This window comes from Pseudomonas hygromyciniae (assembly GCF_016925675.1).
GTDB classification, from domain to species: domain Bacteria; phylum Pseudomonadota; class Gammaproteobacteria; order Pseudomonadales; family Pseudomonadaceae; genus Aquipseudomonas; species Aquipseudomonas hygromyciniae.
Map to the genome: position 1 here is coordinate 5,024,612 of NZ_CP070506.1, position 18,170 is coordinate 5,042,781.

At 62.1% G+C, this 18,170-nt stretch carries 13 protein-coding genes; 4 read left to right on the top strand and 9 right to left on the bottom strand.

Annotated elements, in window-relative coordinates; all coding sequences use genetic code 11:
* Positions 1-681, bottom strand: a complete 681-nt coding sequence (locus tag JTY93_RS22465) for a Fe2+-dependent dioxygenase (RefSeq protein WP_092238343.1) — start codon at positions 679-681, stop codon at positions 1-3.
* 216 nt (positions 682-897) lie between these two features.
* Between JTY93_RS22465 and JTY93_RS22470 the strand changes: the two genes are divergently transcribed.
* Positions 898-3,186, top strand: coding sequence for a TonB-dependent receptor (locus JTY93_RS22470; RefSeq protein WP_205479666.1), 2,289 nt, complete (start codon positions 898-900; stop codon positions 3,184-3,186).
* A gap of 136 nt (positions 3,187-3,322) precedes the next feature.
* Positions 3,323-5,848: a PepSY domain-containing protein gene (locus tag JTY93_RS22475; protein ID WP_205479664.1), complete on the top strand. Its 2,526-nt coding sequence runs from the start codon at positions 3,323-3,325 to the stop codon at positions 5,846-5,848.
* 127 nt (positions 5,849-5,975) lie between these two features.
* Here JTY93_RS22475 and JTY93_RS22480 read toward each other — a convergent pair whose 3' ends face one another.
* From JTY93_RS22480 to ptsP, 7 genes are all read right to left on the bottom strand, one after another.
* On the bottom strand, positions 5,976-7,517 hold the full coding sequence (locus tag JTY93_RS22480; RefSeq protein WP_169998623.1) for an alkaline phosphatase D family protein: 1,542 nt from the start codon (positions 7,515-7,517) through the stop codon (positions 5,976-5,978).
* 79 nt (positions 7,518-7,596) lie between these two features.
* Entirely contained in the window at positions 7,597-8,076 is a 480-nt protein-coding gene (locus JTY93_RS22485; RefSeq protein ID WP_205477268.1) for an Lrp/AsnC family transcriptional regulator, read from the bottom strand.
* Positions 8,077-8,289: 213 nt separating this feature from the next.
* Positions 8,290-9,210: a branched-chain amino acid transaminase gene (locus tag JTY93_RS22490; protein ID WP_205477269.1), complete on the bottom strand. Its 921-nt coding sequence runs from the start codon at positions 9,208-9,210 to the stop codon at positions 8,290-8,292.
* A gap of 4 nt (positions 9,211-9,214) precedes the next feature.
* Entirely contained in the window at positions 9,215-10,018 is an 804-nt protein-coding gene (locus JTY93_RS22495; protein WP_205477270.1) for an HpcH/HpaI aldolase family protein, read from the bottom strand.
* 174 nt (positions 10,019-10,192) lie between these two features.
* Positions 10,193-11,911: a PTS fructose-like transporter subunit IIB gene (locus tag JTY93_RS22500; RefSeq protein WP_205477271.1), complete on the bottom strand. Its 1,719-nt coding sequence runs from the start codon at positions 11,909-11,911 to the stop codon at positions 10,193-10,195.
* An 11-nt stretch (positions 11,912-11,922) separates the two neighbouring features.
* Positions 11,923-12,864 (bottom strand): 1-phosphofructokinase, encoded by a 942-nt coding sequence (gene pfkB, locus JTY93_RS22505; RefSeq protein ID WP_205477272.1) that lies wholly within the window; start codon positions 12,862-12,864, stop codon positions 11,923-11,925.
* On the bottom strand, positions 12,865-15,723 hold the full coding sequence (gene ptsP / locus JTY93_RS22510; protein WP_205477273.1) for a phosphoenolpyruvate--protein phosphotransferase: 2,859 nt from the start codon (positions 15,721-15,723) through the stop codon (positions 12,865-12,867). It lies immediately after the preceding gene.
* 283 nt (positions 15,724-16,006) lie between these two features.
* On the opposite strand from ptsP, the gene cra reads away from it, so the two are divergent.
* Both cra and JTY93_RS22520 read left to right on the top strand, forming a co-directional pair.
* Entirely contained in the window at positions 16,007-17,002 is a 996-nt protein-coding gene (gene cra / locus JTY93_RS22515) for a catabolite repressor/activator (protein ID WP_205477274.1), read from the top strand.
* A gap of 2 nt (positions 17,003-17,004) precedes the next feature.
* Positions 17,005-17,808 carry a TatD family hydrolase gene (locus tag JTY93_RS22520; RefSeq protein ID WP_205477275.1) on the top strand — a complete coding sequence of 268 codons (804 nt, stop codon included), beginning with the start codon at positions 17,005-17,007 and terminating at the stop codon, positions 17,806-17,808.
* Here JTY93_RS22520 and JTY93_RS22525 read toward each other — a convergent pair.
* Positions 17,728-18,168: a hypothetical protein gene (locus JTY93_RS22525; protein ID WP_205477276.1), complete on the bottom strand. Its 441-nt coding sequence runs from the start codon at positions 18,166-18,168 to the stop codon at positions 17,728-17,730. The two genes, JTY93_RS22520 and JTY93_RS22525, sit on opposite strands and share 81 nt — an antisense overlap.
* Positions 18,169-18,170: the final 2 nt, after the last annotated feature.

An 18,170-nucleotide genomic window follows, 5' to 3' on the forward strand; every position in this document is an offset into this window, starting at 1 on the left:
TCAGACCTCGACCCAGCGACGCAACAGGTTGTGATAGGTGCCGGTGAGCTGGATCAAGGCCGGATGGTCCGGCACATCGCGGGTCAGCTGTTGGATCGCGCCGTCCATTTCGAACAGCAACGTGCGCTGGCTGTCTTCACGCACCAGGCTTTGGGTCCAGAAAAACGAGGCATACCGTGCGCCACGGGTCACGGCGTTGACTTTGTGCAGGCTGGAGCCGGGGTACAGCACCATATCACCGGCCGGTAGCTTGACCCGCTGCAGGCCGAAGGTGTCCTGGATCTCCAGTTCGCCGCCGTCGTACTCATCCGGGTCGCTGAAAAACAGCGTGGAGGACAGGTCGGTACGCACCCGCTCCGGGCTGCCCTTGGGCTGGCGCACGGCGTTATCGATATGGAAGTCGAAGCTGCCACCGGCGGTATAGCAATTGAGCAATGGTGGGAAGACTTTATGCGGCAAGGCCGCCGACATGAATTGCGGGTTTTGCCATAGGCGATCGAGCATGGCTGCGCCGATTTCCTTGGCCAGTGGATGGCCCTCCGGCAATTGCAGGTTGTGCTTGGCCTTGGCCGACTGGTGCCCGGCGGTGATTTTGCCATCAGCCCAGTCCGCCTGCTCCAGGGCTTCGCGGATGCGCAGCACCTCTTCGCGGGAGAACAGGCCGGGAATATGCAGCAGCATGAGGCGTTACCTGAGAGCAGAGGGGCGCCAATGGTATTGATTACTATTGACGCTGTAAAACACTGATCCGACGGGCAGACGTATGAGCCGGAAAAAACCGTAATCCCAGAAGTGTAAATTTTGTAAATTGCGCGCAAATAGTAATACCTCTCAATTGCTATGCATAATTGTTTACAATATATTTCGCGCCCTAACATCCTTGGGGTAGGGAATTTCATGTCGCGCCACATTACAAAAACACCAAACAGTTCACCGCGCTTGCTGGCCTCGGCCATTGGCGTGGCCATCAGCGCCAGCTCCGTAGCCCATATGGCGCAAGCGGGCGAAGAGACCGAACAAAAAGGCGAGCGCAACAGCATTTCCCTCGGAGCCACCAGCATCACCGGCCAGGAACAGGACGCGACCTCCTACCAGACCGAAAAAGCGTCTTCGCAGAAATACACCGCGCCGCTGGTCGACACCCCGCGTTCCGTCACCGTGGTACCGGCGCAGGTACTCAAGGACACCGCCGCCACCTCCCTGCAAGATGCTTTGCGCACCGTGCCAGGTATTACCTTTGGCGCCGGCGAAGGCGGCAACCCCCAAGGCGACCGCCCGTTTATCCGTGGCTTCGATGCCCAGGGCGATACCTACCTGGACGGCGTGCGTGATACCGGCGGCCAGAGCCGGGAAATTTTCGATATCGAGTCCATCGAAGTCAGCAAGGGCCCCAACTCCTCGTTCGGCGGACGCGGCTCGGCCGGTGGCAGCCTCAACCTGGTGAGCAAGACCCCACAAGCGCGGGACTTCCTCAACGGCGGCTTTACCTACGGTTCCGACCAGACTCGTCGCTATGCACTCGACGTCAACCGCCAGTTCCTCGACAACGCCGCGTTCCGCCTGAACCTGATGAGCCACGAACAGAACGTGGCCGGCCGCGACGCCGTCAATTACGATCGCTGGGGCGTGGCACCGTCGCTGACCTTTGGCCTGGGCACGCCGACCCGCGTCAACCTCAGCTACTACCATATGGAAAGCAACGACCTGCCGGATTCGGGCATTCCCTACGGCTACAGCAACAGCTCCGCGACGGCTGTGCATGTGCATGACAAACCCACCGACGGCGGCGACAGCAGCAACTTCTACGGCCTCAAGGATCGTGACTTTCGCAAGACCCGCGCCGATATCAGTACGTTCTCCATCGAGCACGACCTGAACGACAACATGACCCTCAAGAACACCCTGCGCCACGGCAGCACCGGCCAGGATTACGTGCTCACCCAACCGGACGACAGCCAGCACAACGTCAACCAGTTCGGCACCGTCTGGCGCCGGGCCAACAGCCGCGTGTCCACGACCACGACCACCACTAACCAGACGGATCTGTTTGGCAGCTTCCAGGCCCTGGGCTTCAAGCACAGTTACTCCACCGGCCTGGAATTTACCGGTGAAGAAACCCGCGTCAGCGGCTATACCGTCAGTCCAAACGCCAACCCGGTCTGCACAGTGGCCGGTGGCGGCAAGGGTGGTCAGTGCACGTCATTGAGCAACCCGAACCCGGACGATGCCTGGACCGGCAGCGTCGCCCGCAACTACATGGGCACCAACACCAAGGCCACCAGCCGCGCCGCCTACGTGTTCGACACTATCGAACTCGATCCGCAATGGCTGCTGAACGTCGGCCTGCGCTACGACACCTTCGATACCGAAGCCAACAGCAACGCAGCCACCGGCCGCACCAAGCTCAAGGACGACAGCCAGTTCTTCAACTGGCAAGCCGGCCTGGTCTGGAAGCCGATGGAAAACGGCAGCATCTACACCTCCTATGCCACGTCGGCCTCGCCTGCTGGCGGCCTGGTGGGCGAAGGTGTGGATTCCAACGCGATCCCGACCGGCATCAACACCAGCGACATGAAGCCGGAAGAAACCGTCAACTACGAACTGGGCACCAAGTGGGACCTGTTCCACGATCGCCTGTCCCTGACCGCTGCGGTGTTCCGCACCGAGAAGAAAAACGCGCGCATTCTGGTGAACTCCAACACCTATGAAAACGCCGGTGAATCCCGGGTCGATGGCCTGGAGCTTTCCGCCAGCGGCAAGCTCACCGAGCAATGGCAGGTGTTCGCCGGCTACAGCTACCTGAAAAGCGAGCTGGTCGACCCAGGCAAAAACGGCAACCGCCAAGGCGTGGTGACCGCCGGGTCCAACAAAGGCAACGAAATGCCCAACACGCCGAAGAACTCGTTCAGCCTGTGGACAACTTATGACATCACCTCGAAGCTGACCGTCGGCGGCGGCGCGTTCTATGTGGACGACGTCTACGGCGACGCGGGCAACACCGTCTATGTGCCGTCCTACACCCGCTATGACGCCATGGCCAGTTACAAGCTGACCAAGAACGTCGACCTGCAATTGAACGTGCAGAACCTGACCGACAAGACCTACTACGACAAGGCCTACGGCGCGCACTTCGCCAACCAGGCAGCCGGTCGTACAGCGCTGTTGACCACCAGTTTCCACTTCTAAGACGCTGGCCGTTTGACGCAAAAGCCCCGCGCATCAGATGCCCGGGGCTTTCGTATGTAAAAAAGAATGTTTCTCGACAACTCACGGCATAATGCGCGCCGTAAAATTCCTATCCAGCTCAGCGAGGCCGTCCGACGTGTTGAAGAAGACCCTATTCCAGTTGCACTGGTTTTTCGGCATTACCGCCGGGCTGGTGTTGGCATTGATGGGGGTTACCGGGGCTGCGTACTCGTTCCAGGATGAAATCCTGCGGGCACTCAACCCGTCGGTACTGACCGTGCACAAGCAACCCGCCGGGGTGCTGCCACCCGCTGAACTGGTGCGCAAGCTCGAAGCCACCGAAGGCAAGGCTGTGTCCATGCTGTGGGTGGAAAGCGAAAGCGGCAACGCCGCCCGCGTCTTCTTCACACCGCCAGCGGGCGAGCGCCGGGGGCAGATGCGCTACTTCGACCCGTACACCGGCGACTACCTGGGCGACGCCGTCGGCCAGGATTTTTTTGGCTTGATGCTGCAACTGCACCGCTTCCTGGCCATAGGTGACACCGGCCGGCAAATCACCGGTGCCTGTACGCTGATCCTGATTTTCTTCTGCCTCTCCGGCCTGTACCTGCGCTGGCCGCGCCAAGTGGCGAACTGGCGTGCCTGGCTGACCCTGGACTGGCGCAAAAAAGGCCGCAGCTTCAACTGGGACCTGCATTCGGTGTTCGGCACCTGGTGCTTGCTGTTCTATCTGTTGGCGGCGCTCACCGGCCTGTATTGGTCCTACGAGTGGTACAGCAAGGGCCTGACCCGATTGCTGTCCGATGCCCCGCAAAACGAGCGGGTGCGCAACCGTGGCCCCGCGCCTGCGGGCCCGGCGCCCGTGGCCAATTACGACGCCATCTGGAGCAGCATCTACAGCACCGCCGGCCCGGACCTGAGTGCCTACAACATTCGTATGCCACCTGTCGCCGGGCAACCGGCCACGGTCTACTACCTGCTGCAAAGCTCACCCCATGACCGCGCGCTGAACCAGATCAACCTGGACCCGGCCACCGGTGTGGTCAAAAGCGTCGAGCGCTATGGCGACAAAAGCCTCAAGGCGCAATTGCTGACCAGCATCTATGCGCTGCATGTGGGCAGTTACTTCGGCCTGGTGGGGCGGATCATCCTTACCGTCACTTCGCTGTGCATGCCGCTGTTCTTTATTACCGGCTGGTTGCTGTACCTGGACCGCCGCCGCAAAAAGCGCCAGGTCCGCAATGCACGCAAAGGCCTGGGCGACAACCCTGGGGATGCACCGGCCTGGCTGATCGGTTTCGCCAGCCAGAGCGGCGTTGCCGAGCAACTGGCCTGGCAGACCGCTGGCCAACTGCAGGCCGCCGGCTTGCCGGTGAAAGTGCAGTCCCTGGGCAGCGTCAGCGAAAACGACCTGCGCCAGTCGGAACACGCGCTGTTTGTGGTCAGCACCTTCGGCGACGGCGAAGCACCGGACAGCGCACGCGGCTTCGAGCGCAGCGTACTGGGCAGCGACCTTGCCCTTCAGGGCCTGAGCTACTCGGTGCTGGCCCTGGGCGATCGTCAATACCAACACTTCTGCGGCTTTGCCCGGCGCCTGCACTTCTGGCTGACCAACCAGGGCGGCAACGCGTTGTTCGCTCCGGTCGAAGTCGACAGCGGCGATCAGCAAGCCCTGCTGCACTGGCAACAACAACTGGGCCAGATCACCGGCCACGCACCGGCGGCGGCCTGGGCCAGCGCCAGCTACGAAAACTGGACCCTGAACCGGCGCACCCTGCTCAACCCAGACAGCAGCGGCTCGGGCGTCTACCTACTAGGGCTCAACCCGCCGGCCCCACGCGACTGGCTGGCCGGCGACCTGGTAGAGATCCTGCCACGCAATTGCCCGTTAGCCGTCGAACATTTCCTCGACGGCCTGGGCATCGCGGGCACGGACGAAGTGCTGATCGATGGCTTGGCGCGGCCCCTGGAACAGGTGCTTGCCGGCCGCCAGTTGCCGGCCAACCGCTCCCATCTGGTGGGCCTGCACGCCCAAGCCCTGGTGGAGGCGCTAGTACCCATAGGGATGCGCGAATACTCCATCGCCTCGATTGCCAGCGATGGCGTACTGGAACTGATCGTGCGCCAGGAACGCCACGCCGACGGCAGCCTGGGCCTGGGCTCGGGTTGGCTGACCGAGCACGCACCACTGGGCGCGGCGATCAGCCTGCGGTTGCGGCGCAACAGCGGCTTCCATTTGCCCACCGAGCCGGTACCGATGATTCTGCTGGGTAACGGCACGGGCCTGGCCGGTTTGCGCAGCTTGCTCAAGGCACGCATCGCCGACGGCCAGCAGCGTAACTGGCTGCTGTTCGGCGAACGCAACATCGCCCATGACTACCATTGCCAGGCCGAAGTGCAAGGCTGGCTGGCCAGTGGAGACCTGGCGCTGCTGGACCTGGCGTTTTCGCGAGATCAGGCAGAGAAGATCTACGTCCAGGACCGCCTGCGTGAATCCGCCGATGTCCTGCGTAAATGGCTGGCCGACGGCGCGGTGATTTATGTCTGCGGGAGCTTGCAGGGGATGGCGGCAGGGGTCGATCAGGCCTTGGTTGATATCCTGGGCAGCGAGGCCGTGGAACGACTTATCGAACAAGGCCGTTACCGCCGGGATGTGTACTGACCTACACACATCCAAAGGTGGGAGCGGGCTTGCTCGCGAAGGCGCAGTGTCAGTCAATGGATCAGGTGACTGACACTACGCCTTCGCGAGCAAGCCCGCTCCCACAGTTTTTTGAGCGCATTCCAGGTCAGGTGGGTTGGAGTTTTTGTTCGAACACCGACACGCCATCCAGATCCCGCAGAATCACCGTCAACTCTGCGGTTTGCCCATCAATCTGCACCTCCCCGAAAAACTGAAACCCTGCAAAAGGCGAAGTGTTTTGCGCCGGCGGGGCTTTTTCAAATACCACCTGCGGGCCAAAGGTTTTATCCAGCGGATTGGGCCCGAAGCTCCCCGCATTCAAGGGCCCGGCGACGAACTCCCAGAACGGCTCGAAATCCTGGAACGCCGCCCGATCCGGGTGGTAATGGTGCGCCGCGCAGTAGTGCACATCAGCAGTCAGCCAGACATGGTTGCGCACCTGTTGCGCGCGCAGGAAGCCCAGTAACTCGGCAATTTCCAGTTCGCGCCCCTGGGCCGCACCTGGATCTCCGTTGGCCACCGCCTCCCAGCGCGGCACACCGGGGCTGACTTCGCCGTCAGGCACGCCCAGGCCGATGGGCATGTCGGCGGCGATCACCTTCCACTGAGCCTTCGATGCCTTGAGTTCGCCCTTGAGCCAGTCCAACTGCGCCCGTCCCAGAAACGCTTTTGCCTCGCCCAGGTTGTCATCGTTGGCCCCGCGATAACTGCGCATATCCAACACAAACACATCCAGCAACGGCCCGTAGCTGAGCTTGCGGTAGATACGCCCGCCCTGGTCGGCGGCCTGCAGGCGCATCGGCGCATATTCCAGCCAGGCCTGGCGTGCGCGGCCCACCAGGGTGGTGATGTCCTTGGTCTGGTAACGCTCATCCAATTGCTTGCCGGGCGACCAGTTGTTGACCACTTCGTGATCGTCCCATTGCCAGATCTGCGGCACCTGCGCATTGAAGCGGCGCACGTTCTCATCCATCAGGTTGTAGCGATAGTTGCCACGGTATTCGTCCAGGGTTTCGGCAACTTTGCTCTTGGCCTCGGTGGTGAGGTTGCGCCAGATGCGCCCGCCTTCGGTGGTCAGTTGCGCCGGCACCGGGCCGTCGGCGTAGATGGTGTCGCCGCTGTGGATAAAAAAGTCTGGCAGGCGCAGGCGCATGGCTTCGTAGATGCGCATGCCGCCGATATCCGGGTTGATCCCGAAGCCCTGGCCGACGGTATCGCCGCTCCACACAAAGCGGATATCGCGGCGCTGTTGCGGCACGCTGCGCAGGTGGCCGAACCAGGGCTCGCTAGCAACGCCGGTCTGGGCATCTTCGAATTGCACACGGTAGAAGATCGCTTGATCGGCCGGTAATCCGCTCAACTCGACGCGGGCGGTGAAATCGCTGCGGCTGTCGGCCAGGGGCGAGATAAACCTGCGCGGGTTGCTGAACAGGCTACGCGTGTCCCACTCGACCACCATCCGCGCCGGACGGTCACAGCGGCTCCAGATCATTGCGCGGTCGCCCAGCAAGTCGCCGGACTGCACGCCATCGGTCAATTGCGGTCGATCCTTGACCGACGCAATCACCGCCGGCGCCAGCCCTGGCAGCAATAGGCCGGCGCCGACACCTTGGATCACACGACGGCGACCGGGATTGAAGTGGCTCATGGAGCAGTCCTCTTGCAGGGTCAAAGAGGCACTTAAGCATGGGCGAATGAAAGACGTATGACACCCGGTGCGTGGCAGGCTATGAAGGCCCGAACATTCCATCGACTGCCTTGACCTCCTTGACGACAAACGCCGTGCACACATCCTTGACCCCGGGAAAACCATTGATATGTCGCCTGGCGAACTCACTGAATGCCGCCAGGTCGGTTGCCAGGACAGTCAGGTGATAATCGAAAACCCCAGAGACACAGTGACAGGCGATGACCTGTTCAAATGAGGTAATGGCGGTCTCGAAAGCCTGCATGTGCGCCGTATCTTTTTGCTCCAGTGCTACCTGCACAAACGCAGATATCGCGTAGCCCAGCATTTGGGCGTCGATGCTCACATGGTAGCCCCGGATCACGCCGAGCTCTTCAAGCCTTTTCACTCGACGCCAGCAGGGAGAAGCGCTCAACGACACCAACTCGGCAAGCTCCGCGCTCGAGAGCCTGGCGTCTCTTTGAAGCGCCGCCAGCAGGCGCCGGTCCGTTGCATCTATTTTTGTTTTTGCAACTTTCATGACACCTCACCGACTCTTGGAACGCGTGCTCTAAGGCATCTCAATGAAAGGCGACGTTAGCACACGACTTTCCAGCAGATCATTTCCCCCAAACATGCGGCAAAACATCATCGCTCAAGGCACATCAGGACAGCGACCAGCACCAGCAGCAACAACGGTGGATTGCGCACAATCCTCGCCCCGACCGCCAGCCTCGGCTTTTTCCTGGCCGGATCAGACATAGGTCAACCAATGGCTGTAGTGGGGATTTTTCCCGCGCACAGCCGACAAGTACGTCTGCTGAATGGACCGGGTGATCATCCCGCGTGACCCTGTGCCGATTTTGCGCCCGTCGAGTTCACGAATAGGTGTGACTTCAGCCGCTGTACCGGTAAAAAAAGCCTCATCGCAGCAATACACTTCGTCACGGGTGATACGTTTTTCCCGGACGTCGAACCCCAGATCCTGTGCAATCACCTTGACCGAGTCGCGAGTGATACCGTCCAGGCACGACGCCAGGTCGGGCGTATAAAGCACCCCGTCACGCACCACGAAAATGTTTTCCCCGGCCCCCTCGCTCACATAACCTTCGGTATCCAGCAGCAATGCCTCATCAAACCCAAGCGACAGCGCTTCTCGGTTCGCCAGGATCGAGTTGACGTAATAGCCGCACGCCTTGGCCCGGACCATCGAGGCGTTGACGTGATGACGGGTAAACGACGAAGTTTTCACCCGGATACCGTGCTCCATGCCGGCATCGCCCAGGTAGGACCCCATGGGCCATCCAGCAACCGCAACATGAATCCGGTTATCCATTGCCGCGATACTCAACTGCTGCGAACCGATCCAGACCAACGGGCGCAGGTAACACGCACTGTAGGTATTCGCCCGGATTACCTGCTCGCAGGCATTACCCATAACCTCTTCGTCGAATGGAATATCCAGTTGAAAAATCCTGGCCGAATTGAACAGGCGCCGGATGTGTTCCTCCAGGCGAAAGATGGCAGGACCACGGGAAGTTTCATAAGCCCGCAGACCTTCAAACACGCCCATTCCATAATGCAGGGTATGGGTCAGCACGTGAGTATTGGCCTCGCGCCATTCAACCAAGCCACCATCCTTCCAGATCTTTCCGTCGCGATCAGACATCGACATGTCCCTACCTCCCCTGCCGCAAGGTTGAACTGAACGCCTCGATCGCGCTGGTGGCGCCCTTGGCCAACCAACCGGTATCGGAATGCAAGGCGATAAATGTCACGCCCTGTTCGCAGTAATGGCAGGCCTGCTCCACGGAGGTGGCAAAGATTCCCACCACCTTGGCGTGGGCGCGCCCGGCTTCGAGCACTTTGTCGATGGCAGCCTTGACCAGGTCATGCTCGGGTTGCCCCAGCAGCCCCAAGCTGGCCGATAAATCTGCGGTGCCGATAAATAAACAATCCACACCCTCGACTTGAGCGATGGCATCAACGTTTTCCACCCCCGCCGCAGACTCGATCTGGATAATCGCGCAGGCCTGGCTGTTCGCTGATTGGATATAACTGGGGTCCAACCCATAACGCCCCGCGCGGACCATGCCGGCAATGCCCCTGACACCGTGTGTCGCCCCGTGCGCAAAGCGCATGGATGCCACCGCTGCCTGGGCCTGGGTTGCGTTGTCGATGTTTGGAAACACGATGGTCTGTGCCCCGCAATCCATGACGCGTTTAACCTGGGAAGGGTCGTTGGCAGTCACTCGTACTGCGGCTGCGGTCCTGGCGCCATTGGCGTTGGCCGCATCGATGGCCCGCAATTGCGCGGCGATGTCCTGGATACTGCCCGGGCCGTGCTCGACATCGATAACCAACCAATCGAACCCGCAGTGGGCAATCAACTCCGTTACCGCCGGGCTGGCGAGTGTCAGCCAGCAACCCACACTGGGTTGCGTCGTCGATAGCGAGTGTTTGAGGGTATTGGCATGCGGCATGGCTGGCTCCTGGCGTCATAAGGCGATGGGTATCGCAGGCCTATGGTAGACAGACGCCAGGGGTGCTTTTTTGCGCATTTGTGCTGCAGATGTCGCTGACTACAGAACAATCATTCCAATTTTTTGGCATTCACCGATTGGTTGTTCCAAACGCTGAAACCACAGGCCAATGGCTCAGGCTTTCGCCGGGCCAACTGCCAGCTCAATCGTCTCCGGACGCTTGATCACGGCGTACACCAACCCGGTGAGCACGCTGCCGGCAACGATCGCCAACAGGTACAGCAGCGCATGATTAATGGTGTTCGGGATCAGCATCACAAACAGCCCGCCGTGGGGTGCCATCAACTTGCAGCCGAAGTACATCGACAAGGCACCGGTCAACGCGCCGCCGGCGATGCTGGCCGGGATCACGCGCAGCGGATCCTTGGCGGCGAACGGGATGGCACCTTCCGAGATAAAGCACATGCCCAGGATCAGAGCGGCCTTGCCGGCTTCGCGCTCGGTCTGGGCAAACTTGCGCCGGGCCAGGAACGTCGCGATAGCCATGCCAATCGGCGGCACCATGCCCGCGGCCATGGTGGCGGCCATCGGCGCGCCGCTCTGGGAAGCCAGCAGGCCGACGGAGAACGCATAGGCCGCCTTGTTGATCGGCCCGCCGAGATCGGCGCACATCATCCCGCCCAACAGGATGCCCAGCAGCACCGCATTGGTGGTGCCCATGGTGCTGAGGAAGTTGGTCAGGCCAACCAGCATCTGCGCCACGGGCGGGCCGATCAGGTAGATCATCGCCAGGCCGGTGACCAGGCTCGCCAGCAACGGGATGATCAGAATCGGCTTGAGCGACTCCAGGCTTTGCGGCAACGGCACCGCCCGGGTGATCAGCTTGACGCTGTAGCCGGCGAGGAAACCGGCGAAGATCCCGCCGATAAAACCTGCGCCCAGGGTACTGGCCAGCAGGCCGCCGATCATCCCCGGCGCGAGGCCCGGTCGGTCGGCAATCGAGTAGGCGATGTAGCCGGCGAGCAGCGGCACCATCAGGGTGAAAGCGTGGTCGCCGACCGCTCTGAGAGCGGCCGCCAAGGTGCCGGGTTGCTCGTAAGCGTGGATACCGAACACGTAGGACAGGGCAATCAACAAGCCCCCCGCCACCACCATCGGCAACATAAACGACACGCCGGTCAGCAGGTGTTTGTAGACCCCGGTTTTCTCTGCCTTGGCCACCGCGCCGCTGGCAGCGCTTTCCTGCTGAGCCTCGGCCAGGGCTTTATCGAGGATCGCGGCGGACTGCTTGAGCGCAATGCTGGTGCCACAGCGGTAGATTTTCTTGCCGGCAAAGCGCTCGGTGGCCACTTCGATATCGGCGGCCAGCAGCACCACGTCGGCCTCGCGAATGGCTTGCTCGCTCAGGGGCGTGCGGGCGCCCACCGAACCCTGGGTTTCCACCTGCAGGTCATAACCCTTGGCCTTGGCGGCCTGCTGCAACGCTTCGGCGGCCATGAACGTGTGGGCCACGCCGGTAGGGCAAGCCGTGATGGCGACAATGCGCGGTGCGCTTTTTGCGGTCGGCACGCTGGCGCTGGCAACGTACAACTGGGCCTCTTGCGCGCCCCGTTGCAGCACCGCTTCAACGTCCTGCAGCGCCTGGGCGGGGGTGCTCTGATACACACGCTTGCCGACAAAGCGCTGCATGTCCACGGGCGTGCTGCTGACCAGCAACACCCACTCTGCCGCGTCAAGGGTGGCCTGGGAAAGTGCACGCTCGGGGTGATTCACATCCACCACTTCGACGCTGGTGCTCCAGCCCTGGCGTTGCGCGGCGGCGTCCAGCAAGCGGGCGCACAGCACACTGGTGACCATGCCGTTGGGGCAGGCGGTAACAATGGCTAACTTCATCACAATCCCTCTTATTGTTCTGTCAGCGGGAGCACGTGCACGCCGCTTTCGAAGCGCGCCAGTTGCGCGTCGTCGCTGATGCCGAAACCGATCTGCGTGACCGCCATGGCGGCAATCGCGGTGGCGCGGCGCAGGGTCTGCTCGGGCGCTTCGCCGCTGAGCAGGCCGTGCAGCATCCCCGCCAACAAGGAGTCGCCGGCACCCACGGTACTGGCGACGCTGACCTTGGGCGGCGTGGCGTGCAACGCGGCGTTGGGGCTGAACCAGTTCACCCCGTCGGCCCCGTGGGACACCACCACATGCTCCACGCCCTGGGCGTGCAAATGCTCAGCCGCGCGGGCTTGTTGGGCGATGGTTTGCGTGGGGCAGTCGAGCGCTTCTGCGAGCTCTTCAGTGTTGGGTTTGATCAACCACGGTGCGGCTTTCAAGCCAGCACGCAGCGCTTGGCCACTGGTGTCCAGGGCGACTTTCAAACCGAGGTCTTTGAGCGTCTCCAGCAAACCCTGAAACCACTGCGGGCTGACGCCCCGCGGTAAGCTGCCAGCGACCACCACCGCATCGAACTCGGGGCCGATCACTGCGATCAGCTTGAGCAACTGTTCTTGCGCCCGCTCGCTCACCAGCGGCCCCGGTGCATTGATGTCGGTGACCCGGCCATCCTCCTCGGCAATCTTGATATTGCTGCGGGTTTCACCCGGCACACGAATAAACGCATCACCAAACCCTCGGCTGGCGATCAGGGCCTCGAAAGCCTCGGGATTTTGCGCACCGAGAAATCCACCCACGCTGACGTAATGGCCCAAATCTGCCAACACCTGCGCCACATTCACGCCCTTGCCGGCGGCATGGGTCAGCAGGGTTTCGCTGCGGTTGACCGCCCCTGGCTCCAGGCGCGCCAGTTGAACGGTCAGGTCCAACGCCGGGTTCAGCGTCAGAGTCAGAATGTTCGCCATTTACACGGCCTCCACAAGAGCACGCACTTGCGCAGGGGAACCCAGTGCCAGTGCTTGTTGCGCCAGGCTCCGGGCCTCGCTCAGACTGAATTCACGCACCCGCGCTTTCACTTCGGGAATGCTGCGGGCTGACACACTCAATTCATCCACACCCAGGCCGACCAGCACCGGCACTGCCAGCGGATCTGCCGCCAACTCACCGCACACCCCGACCCACTTGCCGTGGGCATGGGCCGCACGCACCGTGATGTCGATCAGTTGCAACACCGCCGGGTGCAGGCCGTCAGCCTGGGCCGACAAGGTTGGGTGTCCCCGGTCGATCGCCAATGTGTACTGGGTCAGGTCATTGGTACCGATGCTGAAAAAGTCCACTTCCTGGGCCAATACCGGCGCCAGCAACGCCGCCGAGGGCACTTCGATCATGATCCCCAGTTGCAGGTCCGCCACCGGGATTTGCTCGCGCAAGCGCTCGGTCATGTCCCGGGCCTGGCGCCATTCATCGACGCTGCCGACCATGGGGAACATGATGCGCAGCGGGCGACCGTCCGCCGAGCGCAACAGCGCGCGCAGTTGCGCTTCCATGATCTGTGGGCGTTGCAGGGTCAGGCGGATGCCCCGCACACCGAGAAACGGGTTTTCTTCCTTGGCAATCGGCCAATAAGGCAGCGGCTTGTCACCCCCCACATCCAAGGTACGCACCACCAGTGGCCGGCCAGCCAGGCCATCGAGCACACGGCGGTATTCGGCCTCTTGGGTGGCTTCGTCCGGGGCCTGGGAATGGGCCATGAAAATCAGTTCGGTACGCAGCAGGCCAATACCCTCGGCGCCTTGCTCGACGGCGCCAGCCACGCCGGCGCTTTCGCCGATATTGGCGAACACTTCCACAGCATGCCCATCGCGGGTCAAAGCCGGTTCATGACGCTGTGCGGCAGCGGCCTGCAGCCGTTGCTCACGGGAGTCGCGCTCCTGGGTGGCGCGTTGCAAAGTGCTGGCATCGGCATCCACATGCAGGCGCCCGCGCTGGCCGTCGAGTAACAACGGCGTGCCCGAGGCCAGCAGCAACACCGCCGGCCCGGCGCCGACCAGCGCCGGGATCCCCAAGGCGCGGGCGACGATGGCGCTGTGGGCCGTAGCACCACCGCGCGCGGTGAGAATCCCCGCCACCCGTGCCGGGTCAAGGCGTGCCACATCCGACGGGCCGACTTCGTCCATCACCAGAATGTAGGGTTCGTCGGGTTCCTGCGGGGTTTGGACACCACACAGTTGCGCCAGCACCCGCCGGCCGATATCCCGCAGGTCGGCGGCGCGTTCGGCGAGCAACGCGTCCTGCAAGGACTCCTGCTGTTTGGCGGCGGCTTCGATCACGCTCATCCACGCCGCTTCGGCGCTTTCGCCTTGCTTGAGGCGGGTGTCGACTTCGTCGGTCAGTTCCGGGTCATCGAGCATTTCCTGGTGGGTGATGAAAATCTCGCGGATCGCCTTGGACGTGCTGCGCTCGATCAAGCCCTGAATATCGCCGCGTACATCGCGCAATGCAGCGGATAAACGCTCGCGCTCGACGCTGGCCGACTCGCCGCGCAGTGGATAGTCAAACGGCTGCAACACCTGGATATGGGCCGGGCCGATGGCAATTCCGGGCGCGGCGGCGATGGCCTGGATCAGGCTGCCGGAGGCTGGCGCGCTGAGCAGCGGCTCACTCTCGACCTCTTCAACCCGCGCACTGACGGCCGGCAGCGGCTCGACCTCTTCGCCAAGGCCAGCTTGCACCGCCGCCGACAACGCCGGCAGAGCGTCGTTGGCAATGGCGGGCTCGGCAACAAATTCCAGGACCTGACCGCGCCGGGCGCCGAGGCTGAGCAGTTTGCTCAAGCTCTTGACCGACACGGCGCCGCCCTGCCCGTCCACGATCCGCACGCGGATTTCACCGTCGAACTGCTTGGCGAGCTGCGCCAGGGCCTTGGCCGGCCGCGCATGCAGGCCGTGGGCATTGGCCAGGGCGATCCGTGCGCTGGGCCAGTCGGCGGGCAATTCGCCACCCAGCACTTCGAGGACCGCCCGGCTGCTGGTAGCACGCCCCAGTTCCTGGCCGCGCCCTTCAATCAGCAAGGCACACAGGCGCTCAAGCAATGCCTGGTGGGCTTCGCCGAGGCTGGCCAGGCAGAACAGGCCGCTCAATGGCTGGCCCAGGTAACGCATGGGTTTGTCTGGGGTGACGAAAGCCAGGCCCGGACGCTTGACCGTTTGCTCACTGTGCAACCACCACAGGCCATCACCCAGGGGCAATGCATCGACTTGCTGCAACACGGCGGCAAAGCCATTGCTCACGCAATCGGCCTGACGCAGCAGGCGGGCGCCGCGCCATACCAGCTCTTCAAAATCGTCGGCGGACACGCCCAGGCCGATCATTTGTGCATCCAGCGCCAGCTCCTGGGGCGCGCCTTGCAGCAGTTTGAGCAGCGCATCAGCCGAAGCGGCGCGGCACAACGCCTGGCCCAGGTCGGTTTCACCGAGGGCGCGGGTCAGCAGCTGCAGCAGGCGCAGGTGTTCATCGGATTTGGCGGCGATGCCAATCGCCAGGTAGACGATCTGGCCATCGCCCCAATCCACACCCTCTGGAAATTGCAGCAGGCGCACTCCGGTGGCGAACACCTGGTCGCGGGTTTCGGGGGTGCCATGGGGGATCGCAATACCTTGGCCGAGGAAGGTCGAGCCTTGCGCTTCACGGGCTTGCAGGCCGCTCAGGTAGCCCTCGGCGACTAGGCCATCGGCCACCAGTTTTTCGGCGAGCAGTTGCAAGGCAGCAGACTTATCCACAGCCGTCTGGCCCATGGATATCTGCTCTACGGTGAGCTCAAGCATGCCTTTCTCCTAGTTAGTGCGGGGTGCGCACTAGGTATTGTTTTGATTAAACCGTGCAAAAATAACTGACTGAGTGGTCAATTGGCAGTAGGTACTCAGTAGCGATCATCGTAAAAATACGCCTGCTGAAACGTTTAATCTAGAATTTATGGCAGATTACTGGGTAATTCTGCATCCTTGAAGCACCACTCGGCGCTTGAGTTGCGACAATGGTCGCGTGCAGGAATCGGTTACGATTGGACAAAATGTCGGGGCAAGCTCTAAAAAACAAGGAAATCCCGGTTTGAAACTCAGTGATATTGCACGCTTAGCCGGTGTGTCCGTGACCACCGCCAGCTACGTCATCAATGGCAAGGCCGAACAGCAACGGATCAGCAGCGCCACCGTCGAACGGGTGCGGGCGGTGGTCGAGGAGCACGGCTTTACTCCCAACCCCCAGGCCGCCGGGTTGCGCAGCCGGCACACGCGTACCTTGGGCTTTATCCTGCCAGACCTGGAAAACCCCAGTTACGCGCGGATTGCCAAGCTGTTGGAACAAGGCGCACGGGCCCGTGGCTATCAGTTACTGATCGCCAGTTCCGACGATGATGCCAACAGCGAGCGCCAGTTGCTGCAACTGTTCCGCGCACGGCGTTGCGATGCACTGTTCGTCGCCAGTTGTCTGCCCGCCAGCGATGACAGTTATCGCGAGCTGCAAGCCAAGGGCCTGCCGGTAATTGCTATCGACCGGGTGATGGCGCCTGAACAGTTCTGCTCAGTGGTCAGCGATGACCGCCAGGCCTGCGAGCAATTGACCAGCAGCCTGCTGCAACCGCTACCCCGGCAGATCGTCTTGATGGGTGCCCGCCCCGAGCTGAGCATCAGTCAGGAGCGCGCGGCGGGTTTCCAGCAAGCACTGCACGACTTCAAGGGCGAAGTCCTGATCGAGCACGGCGAAGCCTTCAGCCGCGACTGCGGCCGCCAATTGATGGAAGAACTCCTGCAACGCCTGGGGCATTTACCCGATGCGTTGGTGACCACTTCCTACGTCCTGCTGCAAGGGGTGTTTGACGCACTGCATGACTTTCCGCTCAAGTCCCGGCCGTTGCGTCTGGGCACCTTTGGTGACACTCAGTTGCTGGACTTCCTGCCGCTGCCGGTCAACGCCATGGCCCAGCAACACGCGCTGATCGCCGATACGGCCCTGCGCCTGGCGCTCGCGGCAATTGAAGAGCAGCACTACCAGCCGGGTGTGCATGCCATCGGCCGGACTTTCAAGCAGCGGATTCACGAGATATAGGCATGGAGCTGGTCGACAGCCACACCCACCTCGACTTCGAGGACTTCGACGCAGATCGCGACGAGGTGCTCAAGCACAGCCGTCAGCTCGGCGTGCGGCGCATGGTGGTGTTGGGGGTGTACCAGCGTAATTGGCAACGGTTATGGGACCTGACCCAACAGGACCCGGACCTGTACGGGGCATTTGGCCTGCATCCGGTGTACCTGGATGAGCATCGCCCCACAGACCTGGTCGAACTGGGGGATTGGCTGACACGCCTCAAGGGGCATCGCCAGCTGTGCGCCGTCGGCGAGATCGGCCTGGATTACTTTCTCGAGCACCTGGACCGCGAGCGCCAGCAAGTACTGTTTGAAGCCCAGTTGCAGTTGGCTGTGGACTTCCAACTGCCAGCGCTGTTGCATGTACGGCGCAGCCATGCGGCCGTTATCGCCACCCTCAAGCGCATCCGCCTGCCCCGGGGCGGGATCATCCACGCCTTCGCCGGCAGCTGCGAAGAGGCCCGCGAATACATCAAGCTGGGGTTCAAGCTGGGCCTGGGCGGCGCGCCGACCTGGCCCCAGGCCTTGCGCATGCACAAGGTCATCGCTCAACTGCCGCTGGAGTCAGTGGTACTGGAAACCGACTCGCCGGATATGGCGCCCGCCATGTACCCCGGCCAACGCAACAGCCCGCAGCACCTGCCGGCAATCTGCGATGCCCTGGCCGAACGGATGGGCATCAGCCCTTCAGCGTTGGCCGAAGCGAGCACCCGCAACGCCTGCGAACTGTTCAACTGGCCGCTCGATGATGGGGTTGACCGCCTGTAGCATCAGGGTCATGCGATGCCGGTGGCGGGCGTGGCGCAGGGTCAGGAAATGAATCAGGATCGCCACCAGCGACACGTTCAATTGCCCGATCTTGCTGATCAAGCCGACCCACTCAACCACCAAGGCCACCAGCAGAGCCACGCTGGTCAACACCAGCATGCTCGGGCGCAGCAACGCCAGGTTGTCCAGAGACTTCAACTGACGCAGTTGCTTGGGGCAATTGAGCTGCAGGACTTTGTGGCAATACGGACAATCAAAGGGCTCGTCCAGAGCAATGGCGTTGAGCTGCCAGGGTTTGAGTGCAAAGGTGATGTCGCAATGGGCGCAATGCCCTTTCACGCCTGCGGCTGTCTCGGTCATGG